The sequence below is a fragment of the Burkholderia sp. BCC0044 genome, from assembly GCF_902832955.1.
GTDB lineage: Bacteria > Pseudomonadota > Gammaproteobacteria > Burkholderiales > Burkholderiaceae > Burkholderia.
On record NZ_CADFDO010000004.1, the window covers coordinates 804,125 to 824,475 of the forward strand.

Genomic DNA, 20,351 nt, shown 5'->3' on the forward strand with positions numbered 1-20,351 from the left:
ATTACATCATCTTGCCGCGCGAGCGCTCGGCACGTGCCGCATCGGCGGCGGACTCGACCTTCTTCACTTCCTCCGGCGGCGGCAGCACCGCCTTGAAGCCCATCGACTCGATCCACATCTCGCGCGCCCAGCCACGCGTGTGATACAGATGATGATCCTCGTCGGCCTCGACCTCGTCGTGCGCGGCCTTCAGCGCCTTCGCGGCGTCGCTGTCGGGCAACTGGTCGGCCGCATAGCCGATCAGCTCCCAGTTCAGGTGATCCTTGGTTTCGGCCAGCACCACGCACTCGGCCGCAACCACTTGCGCGACCGCCGGGTCGGCCTGCTTCTTCGCCTGCTCGATCACCTGCACCAGCGACTTGCCGGTGGCGGCCACCGCGGCGCGCCCCGGCGATTGCGCATCGGGATCGAGGCCGAGCGTGTCGAATACCTTGCGCAGCACCTCCTGGTGATGCAGCGTCTCGCGATGGTACTTCTCCCATTCCTTGTGCAGGTCCTCATCGGTCGCGCACTGGAGCGCGGCCTCGTAGATCTGCGCGCCGCCAAGCTCGGTCTCGTATGCCTGGCAGAGCAGTTCGAGGATACCTTCGTGCTTCGATTGCCGTTGGGCCATGACTGCTTCTCCGAAAAAGCGGGCCGCACGTGCGGCCCAGGGGTGGAACCGGGCGCGCGTTATTGCGCGCCCACCTTGCGTGCGACCGTCTGCGCCATGCTCAGGTGATGCTTGAGCGTCGGCAGCGTGGATTTCGCGAACGCGCGCAGTTGCGCGTCCTTGCCGTCGCGCGCTTCGTCTTCGAACAACGCGACCGCCTTCTTGTGCGCCTCGGGGCCGGCCGCCGCGAGATACGCGGTGTCGAAGTCGTGCCCGCTCTTGCCGCGCAGCGCCTGCACGTCGGGATCCGAGATCTGTTCGACCTGCGGCTTCATGCCCTTTTGCGCGGCGATTTCGTTGAGCTTCGCGCCCGCCCGGCTGTGATCGGCGATCATCCGTTTCGCGAACGCGCGCACGTCCGCCGACTGCGCCTGCTTCAGCGCGAGCTGGCTCGCCTGTACCTCCGCCTTGCCGGCCATCGCGGCCTTGTCGACGAACTCCGCGTCGGTGCCTTGCGGCGCCTTCGCGATGCCGGCGTCGCCGCCCGCGGCCGCGCCCGATGACGGGTTGATCACGCCGCCCGGCACATGCGAATTCGACGCGGGCGGCACGCTCGGCGCCTGCGCGCAGGCGAGCCCCGATACGGCGAGCACGCCGGCGGCAAGCGCCGCGATCGTCCAGTGGGGGTGTCTCATGTGCTTTCTCCTGGTGCTTGCGTGGAAGCGGCGCTCAGCCGCCGACGATCGCGCCGCCGTTCGGATGCAGCGTCTGCCCGGTCATGTAGCTCGCGCCTTCCGACGCGAGCAGCACGTAGCAGCCGATCAGTTCGTCCGGCTGGCCCGGCCGCTTGAGCGGCACGTTCGAGCCGAATTTCGCGACCTGTTCGGCGGTGAACGTCGACGGAATCAGCGGCGTCCAGATCGGCCCCGGCGCGACCGCGTTCACGCGGATGTCGCGTTCGGCCAGCTCGATCGACAGCGAACGCGTGAATGCGACGATCGCGCCCTTGGTCGCCGAGTAGTCGGGCAGTTTCGGGCTGCCGTGATACGCGGTGACCGACGCCGTGTTGACGATGCGCCCGCCCTGCTTCATGTGCGGCAGCGCGGCCTGCGTGCAGAAGAACATCCCGTATACGTTGGTGCGGAACGTGCGTTCGAGTTGTTCCTCCGACACGTCCTCGATACCCGGCTGCGGATGCTGCTCGCCCGCGTTGTTCACGAGCACGTCGAGCCCGCCGAGCCGCTCGACGGTGCGGGCCACGGCGTCGCGCGCCTGCCGGCGATCGCCGACGTCGCACGCGATCGCCTCGCAGCGCCGGCCGGCCTGCTCGATCAACTGCTTCGTATGCGCGGCGTCGTCGGATTCCGTCAGGTAGACGATCGCGACGTCCGCGCCCTCCTTCGCGAAACCGATCGCCACGGCGCGGCCGATCCCGCTGTCGCCGCCCGTCACCAGCGCGACCTTGCCGGCGAGCTTGCCGCTGCCGACGTAGTCGGCCGCTTCGTCGCGCGGCTTCGGCTGCATATCGCGCTCGGTGCCCGGCTGCTGCGTCTGTTTCTGCGGGGGCGGAGTCTGTGCGGTGGTCATGGGGTCCTCCTTGAACGGGTGCCGCCGATGCTGCGCAAGCGGCATGCCGCGCGCGGCGCACGCCGGCGCGCACGCAGCGGCCGTGTGGCGACGGTTGGCATTGCAAGCGTTTGGAAAAAGGGCGTATTCAGCGCGGGCCGCCGGACGGCGCTTCGTCGGGCCGGCGCACCGGATCGAAATCGCGCCATTCGCCGTCCTGCCAGTCGCCCTCGACGCGCTCGATCGACTTCGCGCCGGTCGCGCGCAGCACGTCCTCGGCGGCCGGCGCGGTGTCGGGCGTCACGCGCGCGGCGAGGATCACGCCGGTTTCGCTCTGCGCGAGCGTGCCCTTGCCTTCAGCCTGCTCGCCGCGCATCCGGCCGAGCGCGCCGCCGAATGCGCCGAGATAAGCGCCGGCCAGCGCGCCGGCGGCCGGCACGAACCAGTAGTGCAAGCCGAGCGCATACACGATCAATCCGACGACGACGCCGATCAGCAGCCCGCGGATCGCGCCGATCATCGCGCCGCGGCCGCCCGGCTTCGCCGCGGTGTCGGCATACACGTCGCCGCCGATCGGGAAGCGCGCGTGCTGGCCGCCGGGGTTCAGGAAAAAGATCGACACGTCGTCGGGCCCGAACGCGCGCTCGTACAGGTGACGCGCCCCACCCTCCGCCTCATCGAACGTCGTGAAACGGCCTGCGACGATCATCGCCATGGTCGTGCTCCTCGTGATGGATGCGCCGCGCGCTCACGCACGCGGCGCGACGGGGCGGCGCTTACATCAGCCGCCCGAGTTCCTTCGATACCGATGCCGGCGTGTCGTACTCGCGCTCGGGAATCTTGCGCAGCATGTCGAGCACCGCCGGGTCCGCATGCGAGCGTTCCGCGCACTGCACGACGTCCGACTTGCTGGCCGGGTAGTCCATCCCCTTCAGCGCCCTCTGCACGTCGACCGGGCTCGGCGGCTTGCCGTGGCCGGACTGATGGCCGCCCTTGTCGTGGTCCTGCTGCGTGCGCTCGCCTTCGTGCGCGCGCGAGTGGCTGTATTCGTGGCCCGTATGTTGTCGGGATGTCATGAAAGCCTCCTTGGAAAATGAACGAAATCACGTCGGCGACCGGCGTGCCCGCGCGAGCGCGGCGACCACCAGCGCCGCCGCACCGAGCGCGACCGCGCCGGCGACCTTCGGCCGCTGCACCACCGTGTTGTACGCACAGCTGCGCAGCACCGGCCCTTCCATGCCCTCGCGCTCGTGCAGCGCGTGGCGCGAGTCGTACAGCGCGTTGTCGTCGCGCGGCCGCGCGGGGCGCACCGTGCGCTGGCCGCGCGAGAACAGCGTGGCCGCGACGCGATCGAACAGGCGCGGCGCGTGATACGCGCTCGCCGACGTGAACTTGGCCGCGCCGCCGACGAACAGCGTGCGGCGCGCGTGCGCGGCCGCGAACAGGATCGCGTCGGCCACCAGGTCGGGGTCGTAGATCGGCGGCGGCAGCTTCGCCTCGACGTTCATGTAGTTCTTCGCGTGCATCACGAACATCGTGTCGATCGCGGCCGGCTTGATCAGCGTGACGGACACCGGCAGGTGATCGGCTTCCATCTCGAGCCGCAGCGAATCGGTGAAGCCCTTCACCGCGTGCTTCGACGCGACATACGCGCTTTGCAGCGGCACCGGCGCGTCGGATGCCTCGCTGCCCATGTTGATGATCGCGCCGCCGTGGAAATCGCTCTTGCGCCGGAAATGGTCGGCCGCGACGAGCGAGCCGTGCACGACGCCCCAGTAGTTGGTGTCGAACAGCCGGCGCTGATCCTCGAGCGGCACCTGGGCGGCCGTGCCGAAGATCGACACGCCCGCGTTGTTGACCCAGGTGTCGAAGCCGCCGTAGGTGTCGGCCGCCGCCGCGGCCGCGCGCTGCAGATCCTCGACGTTGCCGACGTCGCCGGCGACCGGCACCGCGAGGCCGCCGTGCTGACGGATTTCCTCGCACAGCGTGTTCAACGCGTCTTCGTTGCGCGCGAACAGTACGAGCTTCGCGCCGCGCCGGGCCGCCTTGCGCGCGGTGACGAGACCGATGCCGCTGGTCGCGCCGGTAATCACGATCGTCTGTTCGCCGACCGGTTTGAGCATGCAGTTCATCACTGGACTCCTGTTACGGTCGCGTCGCGATTATTTGGGCCGGATAGTCAACTGGTCGCGCACGTCCTGCACGCCGTCGACCTGCTTCACGACGCTGACGGCCTGCGTGCGCTGCTGCTCGTCGGGCACGCTGCCGGTGAGCGTCACGGTGCCGTGCCGTGTCTTCACGTGGATGTCGCCGGCCGACAGACCGCTCGTGCCGACCAGCTCGGCCTTCGCCTTGGTCGTGATCGTCGCGTCGCGGATCTTCGTGCCGGTGCTCGAATGCGACGACGACGTCGAGGACGATGCGGTGCCGTCGTCGCCGGCGGCGACCGCGTTCGGCGCGACCACCATGCACGCGGTGGCCGCGGCGATCGCGACCGCCATGCCGGTGCGCAGCACGCGTTGACGGCGGATGCGCTGGGAGCGGGCTTGCAGCGGGGATACCTTCATCGTGACCTCCTTTCGTCGAGCCGGACGAGCCGGCAGGTGAACGGGAGTCGCGCAAATCGCGTGCCGCGCCGCGTGCGCCGCATGCCTGCGCGCCACCGCGATCAGACGCCCTTTCATCCAACGCGTTGTAATTTTTTCGGCACACCGGGAAGCGGTTTTCCCCGCAATCCAGCGGGCATGCCGATTGCCGAGCGACCGATGACGGCGGCCCGTGTGCGCGGCCCCGATATCGGGAGCATTACCATGCAAAGAATCGCGTTGATCAGTGAACATGCATCGCCGCTCGGAGTGATCGGCGGTGTCGATGCCGGTGGTCAGAACATCTATGTCGCGAACGTCGCGAAGCAGCTCGCGGAGCGCGGCCTCGACGTCGACGTCTACACGCGCTGCGACAATCCGCACTTGCCGGAAGTCGTGCCGATCGGCCCGCGCATGCGCGTGATCCACGTGCCGGCGGGGCCCGCGACCGACGTGCCGAAGGAGCAGTTGCTGCCGTACATGGGGCCGTTCGCGCAGTACATGATCGCGCGCATGCGGCGCGAGCCCGATCCGGTCGACGTGATGCACGCGAACTTCTTCATGTCCGGCGACGCGGCGTTGCGCGTGAAAAAAGCGCTCGGCATCCCGCTCGTCACGACGTTCCATGCGCTCGGCCGCGTGCGGCGGCTGCACCAGGGCACGGCCGACGGCTTCCCCGACGCGCGCTTCGCGATCGAGGACACGCTCGCGCGCCGCTCCGACCGCCTGATCGCCGAATGCCCGCAGGATGCGCTGGACCTGACGACGCACTATCGCGCCGACAGCGCGCGCATCGAGATCGTGCCGTGCGGCTTCGACGCGCGGGAATTCCGGCCGGTGCCGCGCGTCGATGCGCGCGCACGGCTGGGCTGGGCGCAGGACGCATTCGTCGTACTGCAACTGGGCCGCCTCGTGCCGCGCAAGGGCATCGACACGGTGATCGACGCGCTCGCGCGGATGCCGCGCGATCCGCAGCGGCCGACGCACCTGTACGTCGTCGGCGGCAGCCAGCCGACGCCCGACCCCGCGCGCGATCCGGAACTCGCGCGGCTCGCCGCCTTCGCGCACGAACTCGGCATCGCGAACCGCGTGACCTTCGTCGGCCGGCGCGATCGCGACGCGCTGCACCTGTACTACAGCGCGGCCGACGTGTTCGTGACGACGCCGTGGTACGAGCCGTTCGGCATCACGCCGGTCGAGGCGATGGCGTGTGCGGCGCCGGTGATCGGCAGCGACGTCGGCGGCATCCGCACGACGGTCGACGACGGCACGACCGGCTATCTCGTGCCGCCGCGCGACCCGGCCGCGCTCGCCGCGCGCCTGCTGCAACTGCGGGCGCAACCGGACCTGTGCGCGGCGCTCGGCCGCGCCGGCTACCTGCGCGCGCACCGCTTCTATACCTGGCAAGGCGTAGCCGACCGGCTCGTCGACATCTACCGCGACGTCGCCCACGCGCAGCGCGCCGGCACGTCGGCCGGCACCGGCCGGCGCACGCCGGTCGCCACCACGCGAGGCGTGCTCGCACACCGCAAGGAGAATACGTAATGAAGGGCTACGATCGAAAACGCGTCCTCGTCACCGGCGGCGCCGGCTTTCTCGGTTCGCATCTGTGCGAACGCCTGGTGACGGCCGGCCACGACGTGCTGTGCGTCGACAATTTCTACACGGGCACGAAGGACAACATCGCGCACCTGCTCGATGCGCCGAACTTCGAGCTGATGCGGCACGACGTGACGTTTCCGCTCTACGTCGAAGTCGACGAGATCTACAACCTCGCGTGCCCGGCGTCGCCCGTCCACTACCAGCGCGACCCCGTGCAGACGACGAAGACGAGCGTGCACGGCGCGATCAACCTGCTCGGCCTCGCGAAACGCGTGAAGGCGCGCATTTTGCAGGCGTCGACGAGCGAGGTGTACGGCGACCCCGACGTCCACCCGCAGGACGAGCACTATTGCGGCCGCGTGAATCCGACCGGCATCCGCGCGTGCTACGACGAAGGCAAGCGCTGCGCGGAAACGCTGTTCTCGGACTATCACCGCCAGTACGGCGTCGACGTGCGGATCGCGCGGATCTTCAATACGTACGGCCCGCGCATGCACCCGGCCGACGGGCGCGTGGTGTCGAACTTCGTCACGCAGGCGCTCGCGGAACAGCCGCTGACCGTCTACGGCGACGGCAAGCAGACGCGCTCGTTCTGCTACGTGGACGACATGATCGACGCGTTGATCAAGCTGATGGACGAACCGGGCGACGCGAGCGAACCGGTCAATCTGGGTAGCGACGTGGAGATCGCGATGATCGACGTCGCGAGGGAGGTCGTGCGGATCGTCGGCGCGAACGTGCCGATCGAATTCCGGCCGCTGCCGTCCGACGATCCGCGCCAGCGGCGGCCGAATCTCGCGGCCGCGCAGAAGCGGCTCGGCTGGCGCGCGACGACGACGTTCGCGAACGGGCTCGCGCACACCGCGCGCTACTTCATTCAGCGCCAGGTCACGCATCACACGCCCGGCGACCTCGTGCGCAGCACGCGCATCGCGTCGCATCTGCTCGCGCAGGTGCATACGCAGAACCGGCCGGCGCCGACGACCTGACGCGATCGGCGGTGACCGAGGTGACCGGCGCGACCTGCCGCCGCCCGACGCGCGGCGCGCGTCAGCCGTCGCGCTTGGTCACGTGCGCGATCTTGTGCGCGAGTTCGCGCACGTCGACCGGCTTGCACAGGTAGCCGTCGAAGCCGGCCTCCAGCGCGCGGCGTTCGTCGGCGAGGCCCGCGTGCGCGGTGACGGCCAGCACGCGCACGTCGAGCGGGCCGCTGTCGCCGTTCGTCGTGCCGCGCCGCAATGCCTCCAGCAGCCAGAAGCCGTCGCCGTCGGGCATCGCGAGATCGGACAGCACGACCGTCGGCCGCATGTCGGCCGCCATCGCGAGCGCCTCGCGGCCCGACGACGCGATCGCGACCGCCGCGCCGAATGTCGTCAGCGCGGCCGTGAGGCTCGCGCGCGTGGTCGCATCGTCGTCGACGATCAGGATGCGCTGCGTATCGAGCACCAGCGGCTCTCGCCGGCCGACCGCCTGCACCATGCCCCACGCCATCGCGCCGGCCGGCTGCCAGCCCGCCGGCAGCGTCACCGTGAAGGTCGTGCCGCGGTTGCGGCCGGCGCTCGCGACGATCACGCGGCCGCCGTGCAGCTCCGCGATATGCCGCACGATCGACAGGCCGAGACCGAGCCCGCGCCGCGGCGACGCGGGCGAATCGTCCGCGCGGCGGAACATGTCGAACACGTACGGCAGGAACTCGGTCGCGACACCCTGCCCCGTATCCGTGACGGTCAGCACGACGTGCGTGCCGTCGCGCGCGAGCCCGACCGTCACGCTGCCGCCGCCCGGCGTGAATTTCAGCGCATTCGAAATCAGGTTCGACAGCATCTGCCGCAGCCGCTCGGCATCGCCCGACACCACGCAGGCGGCCGCGTCGCAGTCGAATTCGAGCACGATGCCGCCGGCCGACGCGGCCGTCTGGAACGTGCCGACCAGATCGGAGAACAGCCGCACGACGTCGACCGGCGTCGCGTCGAGCCGCAGCTTGCCGGTCGCGAGCGACGATGCGTCGAGGATGTCGCCGACCATTCGCGTGAGCGAGCGCGCGCTGCGGTCGATCGCGTCGATCGCCTGATGCTGCAGCGCATGGTCGCCCGTATTGCGCAGCACCTCGATCCATCCGTAGATCACGTTCAGCGGCGTGCGCAGTTCGTGCGACACCGTGGCCAGCAGCTCGTCCTTCAGCCGGTTCGACGTGTCGGCCTGGTCGCGCGCATCGCGCGCGCCCTGCAGCGAGCGCTGCGCCCGCAGGTCGCGGCGGCGCTGCGCGCCGGTCTCGCGCAGCGTCAGCGACAGCGCGACGCGGGCTCGCGCCTCGCCCTGCACCGGGCACGCCGAGACCGTCGCCCGGAAACGCCGGCCGTCGCGCCGCACGCACAGCAGTTCGAGCGGCCCGACCGGCTCCTCCATCGCGTCGAACGACTCGGCGAGCGGGTTGCGCCGCAGCCAGCGCGTCGCGATCAGCGTGTCGAACCGGCGGCCGCGCGCGTCGGCCTCGTCGTAGCCGAAGATCCGTTGCGCGGCCGCATTCCAGCTCGCGATGCGGCCGCTCGCGTCGATCCCGACGATCGCGTCCGGCGATGCCTCGACGACCGCATGCTGGAGCCGCGACGCGTCGACGCGCGCACGGTCCGCGCCGGCATCGCGCAGCAGCAGCACCGCGCCGTCGAGATTGCCGTCGCCATCGCCGATCGGCGACGCGACCGCGACGATCGGCACCGGATCGCCGCTGCCGCCCTGCAGCCAGTGCCGGTCGGACGTCGCCTCGGCGCCGCCGAGCGCGTGATCGAGCGGCGTGGCCGGCACGCGGCGGCCTTCGTGATCGACGATCCGCAGCACGTCGCGCACCGGCCGCCCGATCGCTTCGTCCGGCCGGCAGCCGACGAGTTCGGCGGCGGCCGCATTCAGATAGGTGAGCCGCCCGTTCGGGTCGGTCGCGATCACGCCGTGCGGCAGCGCACGCAGCACGGCCTCGAACTGCCGGCGCGCGGCCGCCTCATGCCGGCGCGCGCGATCGTTCGTGAGCCGCGTGTGATGCAGCAGCGACGCGACCGCGCAGACCAGCGCCCCGATCAGCATGAACGTGCCGAGCTGCACGAGCCGGTCGGGCAGCGGCGTCGTATAGGCGGCCGGATCGGACAGGAACAACGTCCAGACGAGCAGCCCGCTGACCGCCGTCGACACGATGCCGAACAGGAACGACGTCGCCCACGCGGCGCCGGCGAGCAGCGGGTAATACAGCACGAACGGCAGATTCACGCCGCCGAACCGGATCGCGAGCGTCTGCAGCACGGTCGCGATCGCGACCAGCATCACGGCCGTTGCGTAATTTCCGGCCTGCGGCCGTGCAATTTCGGTCATTGAACACGCTCCTGCGGGGACAGTCGACAGCGGCCCGCGCGGGCGCCGCCGGCGGGCACGACGCATGCTGGCCGATCCGCACCGGCGGCCCGGCCGCTCACGATGGAGATCTTCACGTCATGCCCGACCCGACACGCTGGCTCGTCGTCTCGCCTCATCTCGACGATGCCGTCTTCAGTTGCGGACAACTGCTCGCGCAGGCGCCCGGCTCGATCGTCGTCACCGTGTTCGCGGGGAGTCCGCCCCCCGGCACGCCCGCGCCGCCGTGGGATCGCCGCGCGGGGTTTCGCCACGCCGACGAAGCGGTGCGCGCGCGCCGCGACGAGGACCGCCGCGCGCTCGCGCTGCTCGACGCGCGGCCCGTGTGGCTCGATTTCCTCGACGACCAGTACGGCATTCCGGCTACGTCGACCGCGATCGCAACACGCGTGGCCGCGGCGATCGACGCGCACCCGGGCTTCGGCGTGCTCGCGCCGGCCGGCCTGTTCCACCGCGATCATCTGCAGGTGCAGGAGGCCATGTTGTGGTTGCTGCGTGACGACGATGCGTCGCGCATCTGGCGCTTCTACGAGGACGTGCCCTATCGCCGCATCGACGGGCTGATGGCCAGGCGCGTGATCGGCTGGCGCGAGCGCGGCTGGATCGCGCATCCGGTCGCGACGCCCGGCGGCGGCGATACGAACGGCGCCGCCGCCGCGAAAGCCGCCGCCGTCGATGCGTATGCGAGCCAGGTAACGCTGTTGGAACCTCATATGCGCGCCGCTCTCCGAGAACCCGAAACGTATTGGCGGCTCGAATGCGACGTCACGTCCGCGTAACGCCCGCGCGCGCCGCGCTGCCGCCGGGCGAGCCGCGCGTGACGGCCATCGTGCTGACCTGCCGGCGCGCCGCCGAACTCGCGCGCACGCTCGACCATCTTTCCGCGCTGCCCGACCGGCCGGCGATCGTCGTCGTCGACAACGCGGCGGACGCCGACACGGCCGCGCTGATCCGCGACCGCTTTCCCCACGTCGCGCTCGTGCATGCGCCGGGCAACCTCGGCGCGGCCGGCCGCAATCTCGGCGTCGCGGTCGCCCGCACGCGCTACGTCGCGTTCTGCGACGACGACACGTGGTGGGCGCCCGGCTCGATCGCCGAAGCCGCGAACCTGCTCGACGCGTCCGCGCACGTCGCGGCCGTCACCGCGCGCGTGCTCGTCGGCCCCGACCGGCGCGAGGACCCGACCTGCCGGCTGATGGCCGACAGCCCGCTCGACGCGCCCGTCGCGCTGCCGGGCCGCCCGATCCTCGGGCTGCTGGCCGGCGCGACCGCGTTCCGGCGCGACGCGTTCGTGCGCGCGGGCGGCTACCATCCGCGCTACTTTCTCGGCGGCGAGGAAGCGCTGCTCGCGCTCGACCTGTATCGCGCCGGCTACTGGCTCGTGTATGCGCCGGGCCTGACGGTCCATCACTATCCGTCGACGCAGCGCGACCGGCGAACCCGCACGCACACGGCCGCCCGCAACGACGTATGGACCGCGTGGCTCAGATGGCCGGCCGCCGCCGCGTGGCTGCATACGGTGCGCATGCTGCCGCTGCTGCGCCGCGAACGCGCGATCGTGCGCACGTTCGCCGGCCTGCCGTGGATCGTGCGCGAACGACGCGCGATCCCGCCGCACGTCGAACGCATGCGCCGACGCCTCGAGCGCGACCCGCGCCGCGAGGCCGGAACCGAAACATGAGTGCGATCGTGGCGGCATCAGGAATCCGGCTTCTCCGCTTCGTCTTCCAGTTGCGCGAGCCGGTTGTAGATCGTCTTCAGGCTGACGTCGAGCACCTCGGCCGCCTGCGCCTTCACGCCGCCGCATTGGGCGATCGTGCCGAGGATCAGCTTGCGGTCGACTTCCTCGAGCGGCGTGCCGAACGGCACCGTCACGCGATCTTCATGCGAATCGACCATGCTGGACAGCTCGTCCATGATCGGCGGCGGCAGCGTGTCGATCACGTCGGCGTCGGTGAAGATGCTCGCGCGCTGCACGAAGTTGCGCAGCTCGCGCACGTTGCCGGGCCATTCGTAGGTCTTCAGCGCCTCGCGCGCGGCCGGCGAGAAGCGCAGGTTGCGGCCGCTCTCCTCGTTGTAGCGCTGCAGGAACGCATCGGCGAGCATCGGGATGTCGTCGCCGCGTTCGCGCAGCGACGGCAGCGGGATCGGGAACACGTTGATCCGGTGGAACAGGTCGGGCCGCAGCTTGCCGTCCGCCATCGCGGCCTCCGGGTCGCGGTTCGTCGCGGCGACGATGCGCACGTCGACGTCGATCTCGCGCGTCGAGCCGAGCCGCGTGACGCGCCCGGTCTCCAGCACGCGCAGCAGCTTGACCTGCGATTCGAGCGGCATCTCGGTGATTTCGTCGAGAAAGAGCGTGCCGCCGTCCGCGCGTTCGAAGAAGCCCTTGTGCTGGCGTTCCGCGCCGGTGAAGCTGCCGCGGTCGTGGCCGAACATCTCGCTCTCGACGAGGTTCGCGGCGATCGCGCCGCAGTTCACCGCGAGGAACGGACCGCGGCGGCGCAGGCTCAGGTCGTGCACGGTTTGCGCGGCGAGCTCCTTGCCGGTGCCCGATTCGCCGGTGAGCAGCACCGACGCTTCGGTGCGCGCGACGCGGCCGATCGCGTCGTACACGGCCTGCATCGCGGGCGAGCTGCCGAGCATGCGGCCGAACCGGCCGAGGCGCTGCAACTCCGAACGCAGTTCCGCGATTTCCTCGTGCAGCGCGGTGGTGCGCGGCACGCGCGCGAAGATGCTGTTCAGCCGCTGCATGTTGAGCGGCTTCACCAGATAGTCGGTCGCGCCGCGCCGCAATGCATCGATCGCGGTTTCGAGGCTCGCGTGGCCGGTGGTCAACACCATTTCGCAATGGGCGCGCTTGGGTAATGCGTCGAACAGATCCATCCCGTTGCCGTCGGGTAGCACGAGGTCGCACAGCACGAGATCGGGGGTATGCGTCGAGACGAGCGTGCGCGCTTCTTCAAGCGTCGCGGCCGTATCGCACGTCAACTGCTGCGTGCGTGCGAGCGTGGCGAGCATCGTTCGCGTATCGGCATCGTCTTCGACGATCAGGACATAAGGCATCGAGACTCCTGGTAATGCGGCCCGGCATGCGTCGGCCGGCACCGCGACACGTGCAGCGTCATGCACGTCGGGTAGGCCTGTTCGCGCGGATAACGGGCTGGTGCTGGCCCCACGAACGAATTTTTCAAACAGGAGAACGTGCGTTGCCGCCCGCATGGCGGCGTCGTTCGTCGCTGCAATGGCGACGGCTATCGCGCCTCCTCCCTTCTTGCACGCGCCCGACGGAAATCCCCTTGGGGACGGGCGGAAAAACACGTTCGCAAGCCCGCTATCGGCGTCGACAGGCCCTGGCCCACGACGGCATCTTCAACGCTGCACACGAATGGGCAGATAAGCTGTCTGCACTGAAAACGCGTGCTTAGCAGTATAGAAGAATGGTGTCGTGCATTCGTCGTTCATCGAATAAATCTATCTGCGCACGCAAACCGCATTGCCAGATTCAATGTCGCCGAACCGGTATAAAAGGTATCCTGAATACGTAAATAACGACGCATGCCACGTCGCTTTTTTACCTGGTCACGACACATTCGGTCAAAACTTCCCAACCGGTCATACTCCATGTCGAAATCCGACGATGACGGCACGCGACTGTTCGGCCGTTCGCGAACAATTCAGGATCTGCTGCTGAAAGTGTCGCGCGTCGCCGCCACCCGCGTGAGTGTGCTGGTGGTCGGCGAAAGCGGGGCGGGCAAGGATATCGTCGCCCGCCTCATTCACGACATGAGCCCGCGTCGGCGCGGGCCGTTCGTGCCCGTCAACTGCGGCGCGATTCCGAAAGACATCGCGGAGTCGCAGTTGTTCGGCCACGAAAAAGGCAGCTTCACGGGCGCCGTTGCACAACATGTGGGCATGTTCGAGGCCGCGCGCGGCGGCACGCTGTTTCTCGATGAAATCGCCGAAATGCCGCTCGAACTGCAGGTCAAGCTGCTGCGCACGCTCGAAACCAACACGATCGTGCGCGTCGGCGGCCACGAGGCGATTCCGCTCGACGTGCGGATCGTCGCGGCCACCCATTACGATCCGGTCGAGGCGTTGCGCAGCGGCAGGCTGCGCGAAGACCTGTTCTACCGGATCGCACCGATCGCGCTGCACGTGCCCGCGCTCAGGCAGCGCGAGGACGACGTCGGCGACATCGCGCTGCAGATCGTCGAACGGCTGAATGCGCGGCACCGCACGAGGAAGCGCCTGTCGACGCAGGCGATGAAGGCGCTGCGCGCGTACACGTGGCCCGGCAACGTGCGCGAACTGCGCAACGCGCTGGAGCGCGCGTTCATCCTCGCGGACGAGCAGATCGAACTGCAGTTGCCGCGCCGTCCGCCGCCGCGCGAGGAAGTGCGTCACAACGCGATGACGCTGCATATCGGCACGACGCTCGCGCATACGCAGCAGCGCTTCATCGTCGCGTCGCTGCGGCATTTCAACGGCGACAAGCCGCGCACCGCGAAGGCGCTTGGCATCAGCCTGAAGACGCTGTACAACCGTCTCGCGCTGCTGCCCGAGAATGAGCGCAATGCGGTGAGCGGCAGTAGCGCACCCGCTTCGCCGCCCGCGACGACACCGTGACTGCGGCGGGTCGCGCCGCCGCCTGCACGCCGTCGTCACGTCCTCGCACCGTTACCCCGTCACGTCCCGCAGTGCCGCATCCCAGTCGCGCGCGAAGCGTTCGATGCCGAATCGCTCGCACGCGTCGCGCCTGGCCGCCGCGCCCCACTCTCGCGCCAGTTCCTGATCGCGGATCAGCATCCGCATCGCGTCGATCAGCACGGCCGGCCGCGTATCGGCCACGCCGTTGCTGCCGGTCTTCACGAGTTGCGCCATCTCGGTCGTCGCGAGCGCGACGATCGGCAGCCCGATCATCATCGCCTCGATCACCGCGAGCCCGAGGCTCGTGTAGCGGATCGGATTGAAGAAGAATCGGTAGTGCGACAGGAACTGCGGCAGCGCCGGGTTCGGCACCTCGCCGATCCCGCCGAGTTCGGTCGAGCCCATCCCCACCAGGTCGATCGGCACGCTGTGCCGCACGACCTCGAACAGGTCCGCTCCGAGGCGCCGGCCGCGGCGCGCGAGATTGTTCACCACGGCCACGCCCTTCGGCAGCGTGCCGTGATACTCGACACCATCCGGCATCAGCACGCCGTGTTCGATCACGCGGGTCGGCGTCACGCCGTTGTCCCACATCAACGCGTTGAACGGCGTCACGTGCACCAGCAACACGTTCGGGTCCTGCACCGGATGCAGCGTGTCGGTCGGATGCTCGCGCGGCGGATCGTGCTCGACGAACAGCGTCGGCAGCGCGCGCTGCGCTTCGCTCAGCAGCCGCAGGCGGTCGTGCTGGTAATGCTTCACGTGCTGGTACAGCACGCAGTCGAATTCGGTATCGCGCACGCACTCGGCCGGCACCTCGTGCACGTTGTCGCCCCACGGCAGGTGCCCGACGCGGCCCGCATAACCGGGCGGATGCTGCGGCTTCGTCACGATGTAGAAATCGTGCGGCGCCTGCGACAGGTAATACAGATAGTTGCCATGCACGTGCCAGGTCAGCACGCGCAACCGCTTACGTGACATGACGTCTCTCCTCCGCGAGCAGTTCGCCCGCCCGGTCCATCACGTCGCCGACGCCGATCGCGGTCGCGCACTCGTGCCCGTACGGGCAGGTATCGAACATGCACGGCCGGCACGCCGGATAGTTCGCGAGCACGTGATGGCGTTCGGTGTCGAGCGGCGCCCAGCGGGCCGTATCGCTGCCGCATGCGACGACGATACTCGGCGTGCCGAGCGCCGCCGCGACGTGCGACACGCCCGTGTCGTTGCACAACAGCAGCCGCGCGCGCGCGATCAGCGCGGCGAGCGCGCCGAGCGGCGTGCGGCCGCACAGATTCACGCACGGCCGCCCGAGGTGCTCGGCGAACGCGCCGGCCAGCGCCAGCTCCGCGCGCGTGCCGGTCAGCACGATCTGCCAGCCGTCATCGGCGAGTTGCCGCGCGGCGAGCGCGAAACGTTCGACCGGCCAGCGCCGCGACGCCATCCGCGCGCCGGGATGGACGATCACGTAGCGGCCCGGATCGAGCGCGTGTTCGTCGCAGAGCACGTGCCACAGCGCGTAGTCGAGGCCGCCGAGCGGGAATTCGAGGTAGTCGCCCCAGTCCGCGTAGCCGAGCTGGCGCGTGAGGGCCAGATAGCGCGTCACTTCCGGTTGGTCATCGCGCCACACGAGCGCGCAGTCGAGCGCGGCCGTGCCGCCGTCGGCCGGCACGAAACCGGCCGTGCGCGTTGCGCCGAGCGACGCGACGATCGCGTTCGTGTGCGCGCCGCTGCCGTGCAGTTGAATCGCGAGATCGAAGTCGCGCGCGCGGCATTCGGCGATGAACGCCTCGCGCGTGGCCGCGTCGGGTTCGGGCTGTTCGCCGAGCCCCGGCGCGCCGGGGAACGCGATGAAGCTGTCGATGTAATCGGAGAAGCGCGACGCGAACTCGCGCGCCCACGGCAGGCCGATCAGCGTGATGCGCGCATCGGGTTCGCCGCGCCGCAGCGCGCGCAGCGCGGGCACCGCGCACAGCATGTCGCCGAGCTGCAACGCGCGGAATACCGCGATCCGCTTCGGGCCGCGCGAGCCGTCGGAATCGACGCCGGGATCGAGCTTCATCATTTGCTCCGAGAAACCCCGTCCTTCAGGACGGAGAGGAAAGGCGTGCTGTTGACAGGCAGCTTTTCCCACAGGTTAGGATCACCTACATGATCCTTGTCTACCGCTATCGGGTGAAATCGCTCAACGGACTGCTCAACAAGCAGAGCCGTGTGGTGAACTACGTCTGGAACTTCTGCAATGACACGCAGAAGCACGCGTTGAAGTGGGGCAAGAAGTGGCCTACTGGATTCGACCTGAACGTGCTGACGACCGGCAGCAGCAAGGAACTCGGGATCCATTCCGGCACGGTCAACGCGACGTGCGAGCAATACGCGAAGTCGCGCAGTCAGCACCGTCGGCCCTACCTGCGTTATCGTGGCCGGAAATCGCTGGGCTGGGTGCCACTGAAGGGCCGTGACTTGAAGCGCGAGGGGGACGCGTTCCGCTTTGCCGGCAACACGTTTCGCGTGTTCAACAGCCGGCCGCTTCCCGAAGGCAAGATCAAGGACGGGACCAACTTTGCGCAGGATGCACGCGGCAACTGGTTTCTCAACATCGTGATCGAGATGCCCGATGTGCAGGCCCGACCGATCCGTTCCGGCGTCGGCATTGATCTCGGTCTGAAAGACTTCGCTACACTTTCGACCGGAGAAAAACTGCCGAATGACCGGTTCGGTCGACGCGCGGCGGAAAAGCTGGCGAAAGCGCAACGGGCGCGAAAGCACAAGCGGCATATCGCGAAGCTGCACGCCAAGGTCGCGAATGCCCGGGCGGATTTCCAGCATAAGCTCGCGCTCGACCTGGTGCGGCGTTTCGATTACATCGCGGTCGGCAACGTGTCGGCCGCGAAACTCGCCAGAACCAGGATGGCGAAGAGCGTCTACGACGCATCCTGGTCGTCCTTCCGAAACAAGCTCCGCTACAAAGCGATCGCGCACGGAGCCACGTTCGAGGAAGTGGACGAAAGCGGTTCTACCCAGTCCTGTTCGTCGTGCGGATCGAAAGACAGCACGACGCGGCCGAAAGGTATCGCGGGACTGCGAATAAGAGAGTGGGCCTGTAGTGACTGTGGTGTCGAGCATGATCGAGATACCAACGCTGCTGTGAATATTCTCCGATGCGGACGTGCATCGCCAGGTGTGGGAATCATTTCCCTTTAGGGAGAAGAGGACGTCAAAGGAAGAGTACCCGGAAGTGAAGCGCGCCGCGCATGCGCCAGTACAGCGACACGGGCGGAATCGCGATGGACGTGACGATCATCTCGGCCACATGCGACACCGTGAGCTGCGTGCCGCGCAGCCGCTTCGCGCAGAACCCCGCGGTAATCGCGGCCCACACCGCCGCACACACGATGGCCGGCGCCGGCCAGCCGGCGGCGAAACAGCCGATCGCGCCGAGCGCGGCGAGCACGGCCGCGTAGTAATGCCACGGCGGCGTCGGCCGGATATGCCGCCGATAGGTCGCGCGATGCTTCTTGTACAGCAGTGCATCGAAAAACACCTTCGACTGCGCGCCGATGCTCGATCCCCAACGCGCGGGACGCACCGGATGCACGATGCGCGCGGCGTCGGCGTCGACGATCGGCCCCGCATGCTCGCGCAGCGCGAACATCAGGTCGGCGTCCTCGCGCCACGCGCGCGTGAACCGTTCGTCGAAGCCGCCGATGCGTTCGAGCGCCGCGCGCCGCACGAAGCAGTTCGCGGTCGCGAATTCCGCATGCGCGAGCCCCGCCGCGTCGCGTTCGTAATCGGTCGGGCGCGGCCGCAACGGCACGTCGATCCGGCCGGCCGCGGCCGCCGCCGATGGCTCGGCCAGCAGCGCGGCCGCGCCGTGGCGCAGCCAGGTCGGATCGGGGATCGTGTCGTCGTCGGTGAAGGCGATCAGCGCGCCGCCCGCGCTGCGCCAGCCAACGTTGCGCGCGCCGGCCGGGCCCTGCGTGTCCGGCGCGGTCATGTAGCGGATCACCGGCACGTCGGTCACGCGCGCGCGGCACGCATCGACGACGGCGCGCGCGCTGCCGGCCGGATCGTCGTCCACGACGACGATCTCGTAGGTGGTCGGGTCGAATACCTGCACGCACAGCGCGTCGAGGCAGCGTTCGAGCAGGTCGGGCCGCCGGTAGGTCGGCACGACGACCGACACCACCGGCGGCAGTTGCGTGGCGCGCATGTTCATTTCGGCTTCTCCAGCAGGAACGGGCCGATCACGAGCGCGTCGAGCGGCGACGTCCAGAAGCATTCGATCGCGTCGCGCGGCGAGCACACGATCGGTTCGCCGCGCGTGTTGAACGACGTGTTGACGAGCACCGGCACGCCGGTGAGCGCGTCGAACTCGGTCAACAGCGCATGCAGCAGCGGATGCTGGGTTGCGTCGACGGTCTGCACGCGCGCGGTGCCGTCGATGTGGCGCACCGCCGGAATCTTCTCCGCGCGTTCGGGCACGACGTCGTACACGAACAGCATGAACGGCGCGCGCAGCGGCGTGCCGCGGCCACCGCTGAACCAGTGATGCGCGCGGTCCTCGAGCACGACCGGCGCGACCGGGCGGAAATCCTCGCGATCCTTGATCCGGTTCAGCTTGTGCTGCATGTCCGGATCGATCGGCGACGCGAGGATCGACCGCGCGCCGAGCGCGCGCGGGCCGAATTCCATGCGCCCCTGGAACCAGCCGATCACGCGGTTCGCCGCGAGCAGCGCGGCCGTCTGCGCGGCGACGTCGGCGAGCCGCCGGTACGGCAGCTGCGCTTCCTTCAGGAACGCCTCGATCGCATCGTCGTCGTAGGCCGGCCCCAGATACGCGTGATCCATCCGCCAGCCGCCGCGCGCGCCGCGCATCCGGAAATCGGTCCACAGCGCGGCGCCGAGCGCGGTGCCCGCGTCGCCGGCGGCCGGCTGCACCCACACGTCGTCGAACGGGCCGCGATCGCGGATCTTCGCGTTCATCACGCAGTTCAGCGCGACGCCGCCCGCCATCGCGAGCTGCCGCTCGCCGGTCTCGGCGGCGAGCCAGTCGACCGCCTGCAGCGTCGTCTCCTCGAGCACGAGCTGCAACGCATGCGCGATGTCGCAGTGATGCGGCTCGATCGGCCCGCCGCGTTCGCGCGGCGCGCCGAAGCGCGCGGCCAGATCCTCGTCGCGCACCTCGTAGCGCCCTTCGCCGCGATACTGCACCAGCTTGCGCATCTCGTCGGCGAACACCGGCTTGCCGTACGACGCGAGCGCCATCACCTTGTATTCGTCGGACGAGTGCAGGAAGCCGAGATAACGCGTCAAGCGCTCGTACAGCAGCCCGAGCGAATGCGGCAGGTTGACCTGCCCGAGCCGCCGGTACGATCGGCCGTCGAACACGCCGTAGCTCGTCGTCGCGCGTTCGCCGCGCCCGTCCATCGTCATCACCGCGCAACGCTCGAACGGCGCCGCGAGAAACGCGCTCGCCTCGTGCGCGAGATGGTGCTCGATGAAATGCCAGCGGAACGGCCCGTCGTGCGTGACGCCGCGAAAGCGCCGCTGCAGGTGATGCGGCGCGCCGCCCGCGAGCTGGCGCGGCGCGTTGACGATCGACGACAGGAACAGCGGATGCCACGGCGACGCGCCGTCCTCGCGCGGCGCATGCGCGGACGGCGACAGCGGCAAGGTCAGCGCCGGCGCCGTGCCTTCGCGGTCGAGTTCGAACCACGGGTCGTACGAATACGCGACGTGGTCGACGTCCGCGAGCGTGATGCCGGCTTCCGCGAGGCAATAGTCGATCGCGTGGAAAGGCAGCTCCCAGGTCGAGAACGGCACCGGGCGCTTCGCGTGCTTCACGTGCGTGAAGCGTTCGTCCTCGGCCGCCGCGATCACGACGCCGTCGCGCACGATGCACGCGGCGCTGTCGTGGAAGGCGGCGTTGATGCCGAGCGTATGGATCGGGTCTGGCATGC

Annotated in this window: 19 protein-coding genes; 6 read left to right on the forward strand and 13 right to left on the reverse strand. The window is 69.2% G+C overall.

The window, feature by feature from the left end; all coding sequences use genetic code 11:
* Position 1: 1 nt before the first annotated feature.
* The 7 genes from HWX14_RS26360 to HWX14_RS26390 all read right to left on the reverse strand — a co-directional run bounded on the left by HWX14_RS26360 (position 2) and on the right by HWX14_RS26390 (position 4,725).
* Complete coding sequence (locus tag HWX14_RS26360; RefSeq protein WP_175876030.1) at positions 2 to 613, reverse strand: hypothetical protein; 612 nt, start codon at positions 611 to 613, stop codon at positions 2 to 4.
* A 59-nt stretch (positions 614 to 672) separates the two neighbouring features.
* Positions 673 to 1,287, reverse strand: a complete 615-nt coding sequence (locus HWX14_RS26365; protein ID WP_175885268.1) for a DUF4142 domain-containing protein — start codon at positions 1,285 to 1,287, stop codon at positions 673 to 675.
* Between the two features lie 34 nt (positions 1,288 to 1,321).
* Positions 1,322 to 2,179, reverse strand: coding sequence for an SDR family oxidoreductase (locus HWX14_RS26370; RefSeq protein WP_175885269.1), 858 nt, complete (start codon positions 2,177 to 2,179; stop codon positions 1,322 to 1,324).
* Between the two features lie 127 nt (positions 2,180 to 2,306).
* Positions 2,307 to 2,873 carry a hypothetical protein gene (locus tag HWX14_RS26375; RefSeq protein WP_175885270.1) on the reverse strand — a complete coding sequence of 189 codons (567 nt, stop codon included), beginning with the start codon at positions 2,871 to 2,873 and terminating at the stop codon, positions 2,307 to 2,309.
* A gap of 61 nt (positions 2,874 to 2,934) precedes the next feature.
* Positions 2,935 to 3,234 (reverse strand): DUF2795 domain-containing protein, encoded by a 300-nt coding sequence (locus HWX14_RS26380; protein ID WP_175885271.1) that lies wholly within the window; start codon positions 3,232 to 3,234, stop codon positions 2,935 to 2,937.
* Positions 3,235 to 3,261: 27 nt separating this feature from the next.
* On the reverse strand, positions 3,262 to 4,290 hold the full coding sequence (locus HWX14_RS26385; protein WP_175885272.1) for an SDR family oxidoreductase: 1,029 nt from the start codon (positions 4,288 to 4,290) through the stop codon (positions 3,262 to 3,264).
* A gap of 30 nt (positions 4,291 to 4,320) precedes the next feature.
* Positions 4,321 to 4,725: a BON domain-containing protein gene (locus HWX14_RS26390; RefSeq protein ID WP_175885273.1), complete on the reverse strand. Its 405-nt coding sequence runs from the start codon at positions 4,723 to 4,725 to the stop codon at positions 4,321 to 4,323.
* 243 nt (positions 4,726 to 4,968) lie between these two features.
* Between HWX14_RS26390 and HWX14_RS26395 the strand changes: the two genes are divergently transcribed.
* Positions 4,969 to 6,288, forward strand: coding sequence for a glycosyltransferase family 1 protein (locus HWX14_RS26395; protein WP_175885274.1), 1,320 nt, complete (start codon positions 4,969 to 4,971; stop codon positions 6,286 to 6,288).
* Positions 6,288 to 7,334 (forward strand): UDP-glucuronic acid decarboxylase family protein, encoded by a 1,047-nt coding sequence (locus HWX14_RS26400; RefSeq protein ID WP_175885275.1) that lies wholly within the window; start codon positions 6,288 to 6,290, stop codon positions 7,332 to 7,334. Before HWX14_RS26395 ends, HWX14_RS26400 begins: the two co-directional genes overlap by 1 nt.
* Positions 7,335 to 7,395: 61 nt before the next feature.
* Here HWX14_RS26400 and HWX14_RS26405 read toward each other — a convergent pair whose 3' ends face one another.
* Positions 7,396 to 9,702 carry a PAS domain-containing protein gene (locus tag HWX14_RS26405; protein WP_175885276.1) on the reverse strand — a complete coding sequence of 769 codons (2,307 nt, stop codon included), beginning with the start codon at positions 9,700 to 9,702 and terminating at the stop codon, positions 7,396 to 7,398.
* Between the two features lie 119 nt (positions 9,703 to 9,821).
* Between HWX14_RS26405 and HWX14_RS26410 the strand changes: the two genes are divergently transcribed.
* Both HWX14_RS26410 and HWX14_RS26415 read left to right on the forward strand, forming a co-directional pair.
* Positions 9,822 to 10,520: a PIG-L family deacetylase gene (locus HWX14_RS26410; protein ID WP_175885277.1), complete on the forward strand. Its 699-nt coding sequence runs from the start codon at positions 9,822 to 9,824 to the stop codon at positions 10,518 to 10,520.
* A complete protein-coding gene (locus HWX14_RS26415; RefSeq protein ID WP_175885278.1) occupies positions 10,499 to 11,422 on the forward strand; it encodes a glycosyltransferase in 924 nt (307 codons plus the stop codon). Before HWX14_RS26410 ends, HWX14_RS26415 begins: the two co-directional genes overlap by 22 nt.
* Positions 11,423 to 11,439: 17 nt before the next feature.
* Here HWX14_RS26415 and HWX14_RS26420 read toward each other — a convergent pair whose 3' ends face one another.
* Complete coding sequence (locus HWX14_RS26420; protein WP_175885279.1) at positions 11,440 to 12,807, reverse strand: sigma-54 dependent transcriptional regulator; 1,368 nt, start codon at positions 12,805 to 12,807, stop codon at positions 11,440 to 11,442.
* A 558-nt stretch (positions 12,808 to 13,365) separates the two neighbouring features.
* Between HWX14_RS26420 and HWX14_RS26425 the strand changes: the two genes are divergently transcribed.
* Positions 13,366 to 14,370, forward strand: a complete 1,005-nt coding sequence (locus HWX14_RS26425; protein ID WP_175885280.1) for a sigma-54 dependent transcriptional regulator — start codon at positions 13,366 to 13,368, stop codon at positions 14,368 to 14,370.
* 51 nt (positions 14,371 to 14,421) lie between these two features.
* Here HWX14_RS26425 and HWX14_RS26430 read toward each other — a convergent pair whose 3' ends face one another.
* Entirely contained in the window at positions 14,422 to 15,372 is a 951-nt protein-coding gene (locus HWX14_RS26430) for a glycosyltransferase family 4 protein (protein WP_175885281.1), read from the reverse strand.
* The gene (locus tag HWX14_RS26435) at positions 15,362 to 16,450 is read right to left on the reverse strand and encodes a glycosyltransferase family 9 protein (protein WP_175885282.1); all 1,089 of its coding nucleotides are present in this window, start codon (positions 16,448 to 16,450) and stop codon (positions 15,362 to 15,364) included. Before HWX14_RS26435 ends, HWX14_RS26430 begins: the two co-directional genes overlap by 11 nt.
* An 89-nt stretch (positions 16,451 to 16,539) precedes the next feature.
* On the opposite strand from HWX14_RS26435, the gene HWX14_RS26440 reads away from it, so the two are divergent.
* Positions 16,540 to 17,592, forward strand: a complete 1,053-nt coding sequence (locus HWX14_RS26440; protein ID WP_175885283.1) for an RNA-guided endonuclease TnpB family protein — start codon at positions 16,540 to 16,542, stop codon at positions 17,590 to 17,592.
* A gap of 13 nt (positions 17,593 to 17,605) precedes the next feature.
* Here the strand turns inward: HWX14_RS26440 and HWX14_RS26445 are convergent, their stop codons facing one another.
* Both HWX14_RS26445 and HWX14_RS26450 read right to left on the reverse strand, forming a co-directional pair.
* On the reverse strand, positions 17,606 to 18,607 hold the full coding sequence (locus HWX14_RS26445; protein WP_175885284.1) for a glycosyltransferase: 1,002 nt from the start codon (positions 18,605 to 18,607) through the stop codon (positions 17,606 to 17,608).
* Positions 18,604 to 20,349: a carbamoyltransferase C-terminal domain-containing protein gene (locus HWX14_RS26450; RefSeq protein WP_175885285.1), complete on the reverse strand. Its 1,746-nt coding sequence runs from the start codon at positions 20,347 to 20,349 to the stop codon at positions 18,604 to 18,606. The genes HWX14_RS26445 and HWX14_RS26450 overlap by 4 nt, the downstream gene beginning before the upstream one ends.
* Positions 20,350 to 20,351: the final 2 nt, after the last annotated feature.

Excerpts from the sequence above, each read along its gene's own strand:
- HWX14_RS26360 (WP_175876030.1), bottom strand. The coding sequence starts at position 613 with ATGGCCCAACGGCAATCGAAGCACGAAGGTATCCTCGAACTGCTCTGC.
- HWX14_RS26365 (WP_175885268.1), bottom strand. The coding sequence starts at position 1,287 with ATGAGACACCCCCACTGGACGATCGCGGCGCTTGCCGCCGGCGTGCTC.
- HWX14_RS26370 (WP_175885269.1), bottom strand. The coding sequence starts at position 2,179 with ATGACCACCGCACAGACTCCGCCCCCGCAGAAACAGACGCAGCAGCCG.
- HWX14_RS26375 (WP_175885270.1), bottom strand. The coding sequence starts at position 2,873 with ATGGCGATGATCGTCGCAGGCCGTTTCACGACGTTCGATGAGGCGGAG.
- HWX14_RS26380 (WP_175885271.1), bottom strand. The coding sequence starts at position 3,234 with ATGACATCCCGACAACATACGGGCCACGAATACAGCCACTCGCGCGCG.
- HWX14_RS26385 (WP_175885272.1), bottom strand. The coding sequence starts at position 4,290 with ATGAACTGCATGCTCAAACCGGTCGGCGAACAGACGATCGTGATTACC.
- HWX14_RS26390 (WP_175885273.1), bottom strand. The coding sequence starts at position 4,725 with ATGAAGGTATCCCCGCTGCAAGCCCGCTCCCAGCGCATCCGCCGTCAA.
- HWX14_RS26395 (WP_175885274.1), top strand. The coding sequence starts at position 4,969 with ATGCAAAGAATCGCGTTGATCAGTGAACATGCATCGCCGCTCGGAGTG.
- HWX14_RS26400 (WP_175885275.1), top strand. The coding sequence starts at position 6,288 with ATGAAGGGCTACGATCGAAAACGCGTCCTCGTCACCGGCGGCGCCGGC.
- HWX14_RS26405 (WP_175885276.1), bottom strand. The coding sequence starts at position 9,702 with ATGACCGAAATTGCACGGCCGCAGGCCGGAAATTACGCAACGGCCGTG.
- HWX14_RS26410 (WP_175885277.1), top strand. The coding sequence starts at position 9,822 with ATGCCCGACCCGACACGCTGGCTCGTCGTCTCGCCTCATCTCGACGAT.
- HWX14_RS26415 (WP_175885278.1), top strand. The coding sequence starts at position 10,499 with ATGCGACGTCACGTCCGCGTAACGCCCGCGCGCGCCGCGCTGCCGCCG.
- HWX14_RS26420 (WP_175885279.1), bottom strand. The coding sequence starts at position 12,807 with ATGCCTTATGTCCTGATCGTCGAAGACGATGCCGATACGCGAACGATG.
- HWX14_RS26425 (WP_175885280.1), top strand. The coding sequence starts at position 13,366 with ATGTCGAAATCCGACGATGACGGCACGCGACTGTTCGGCCGTTCGCGA.
- HWX14_RS26430 (WP_175885281.1), bottom strand. The coding sequence starts at position 15,372 with ATGTCACGTAAGCGGTTGCGCGTGCTGACCTGGCACGTGCATGGCAAC.
- HWX14_RS26435 (WP_175885282.1), bottom strand. The coding sequence starts at position 16,450 with ATGAAGCTCGATCCCGGCGTCGATTCCGACGGCTCGCGCGGCCCGAAG.
- HWX14_RS26440 (WP_175885283.1), top strand. The coding sequence starts at position 16,540 with ATGATCCTTGTCTACCGCTATCGGGTGAAATCGCTCAACGGACTGCTC.
- HWX14_RS26445 (WP_175885284.1), bottom strand. The coding sequence starts at position 18,607 with ATGAACATGCGCGCCACGCAACTGCCGCCGGTGGTGTCGGTCGTCGTG.
- HWX14_RS26450 (WP_175885285.1), bottom strand. The coding sequence starts at position 20,349 with ATGCCAGACCCGATCCATACGCTCGGCATCAACGCCGCCTTCCACGAC.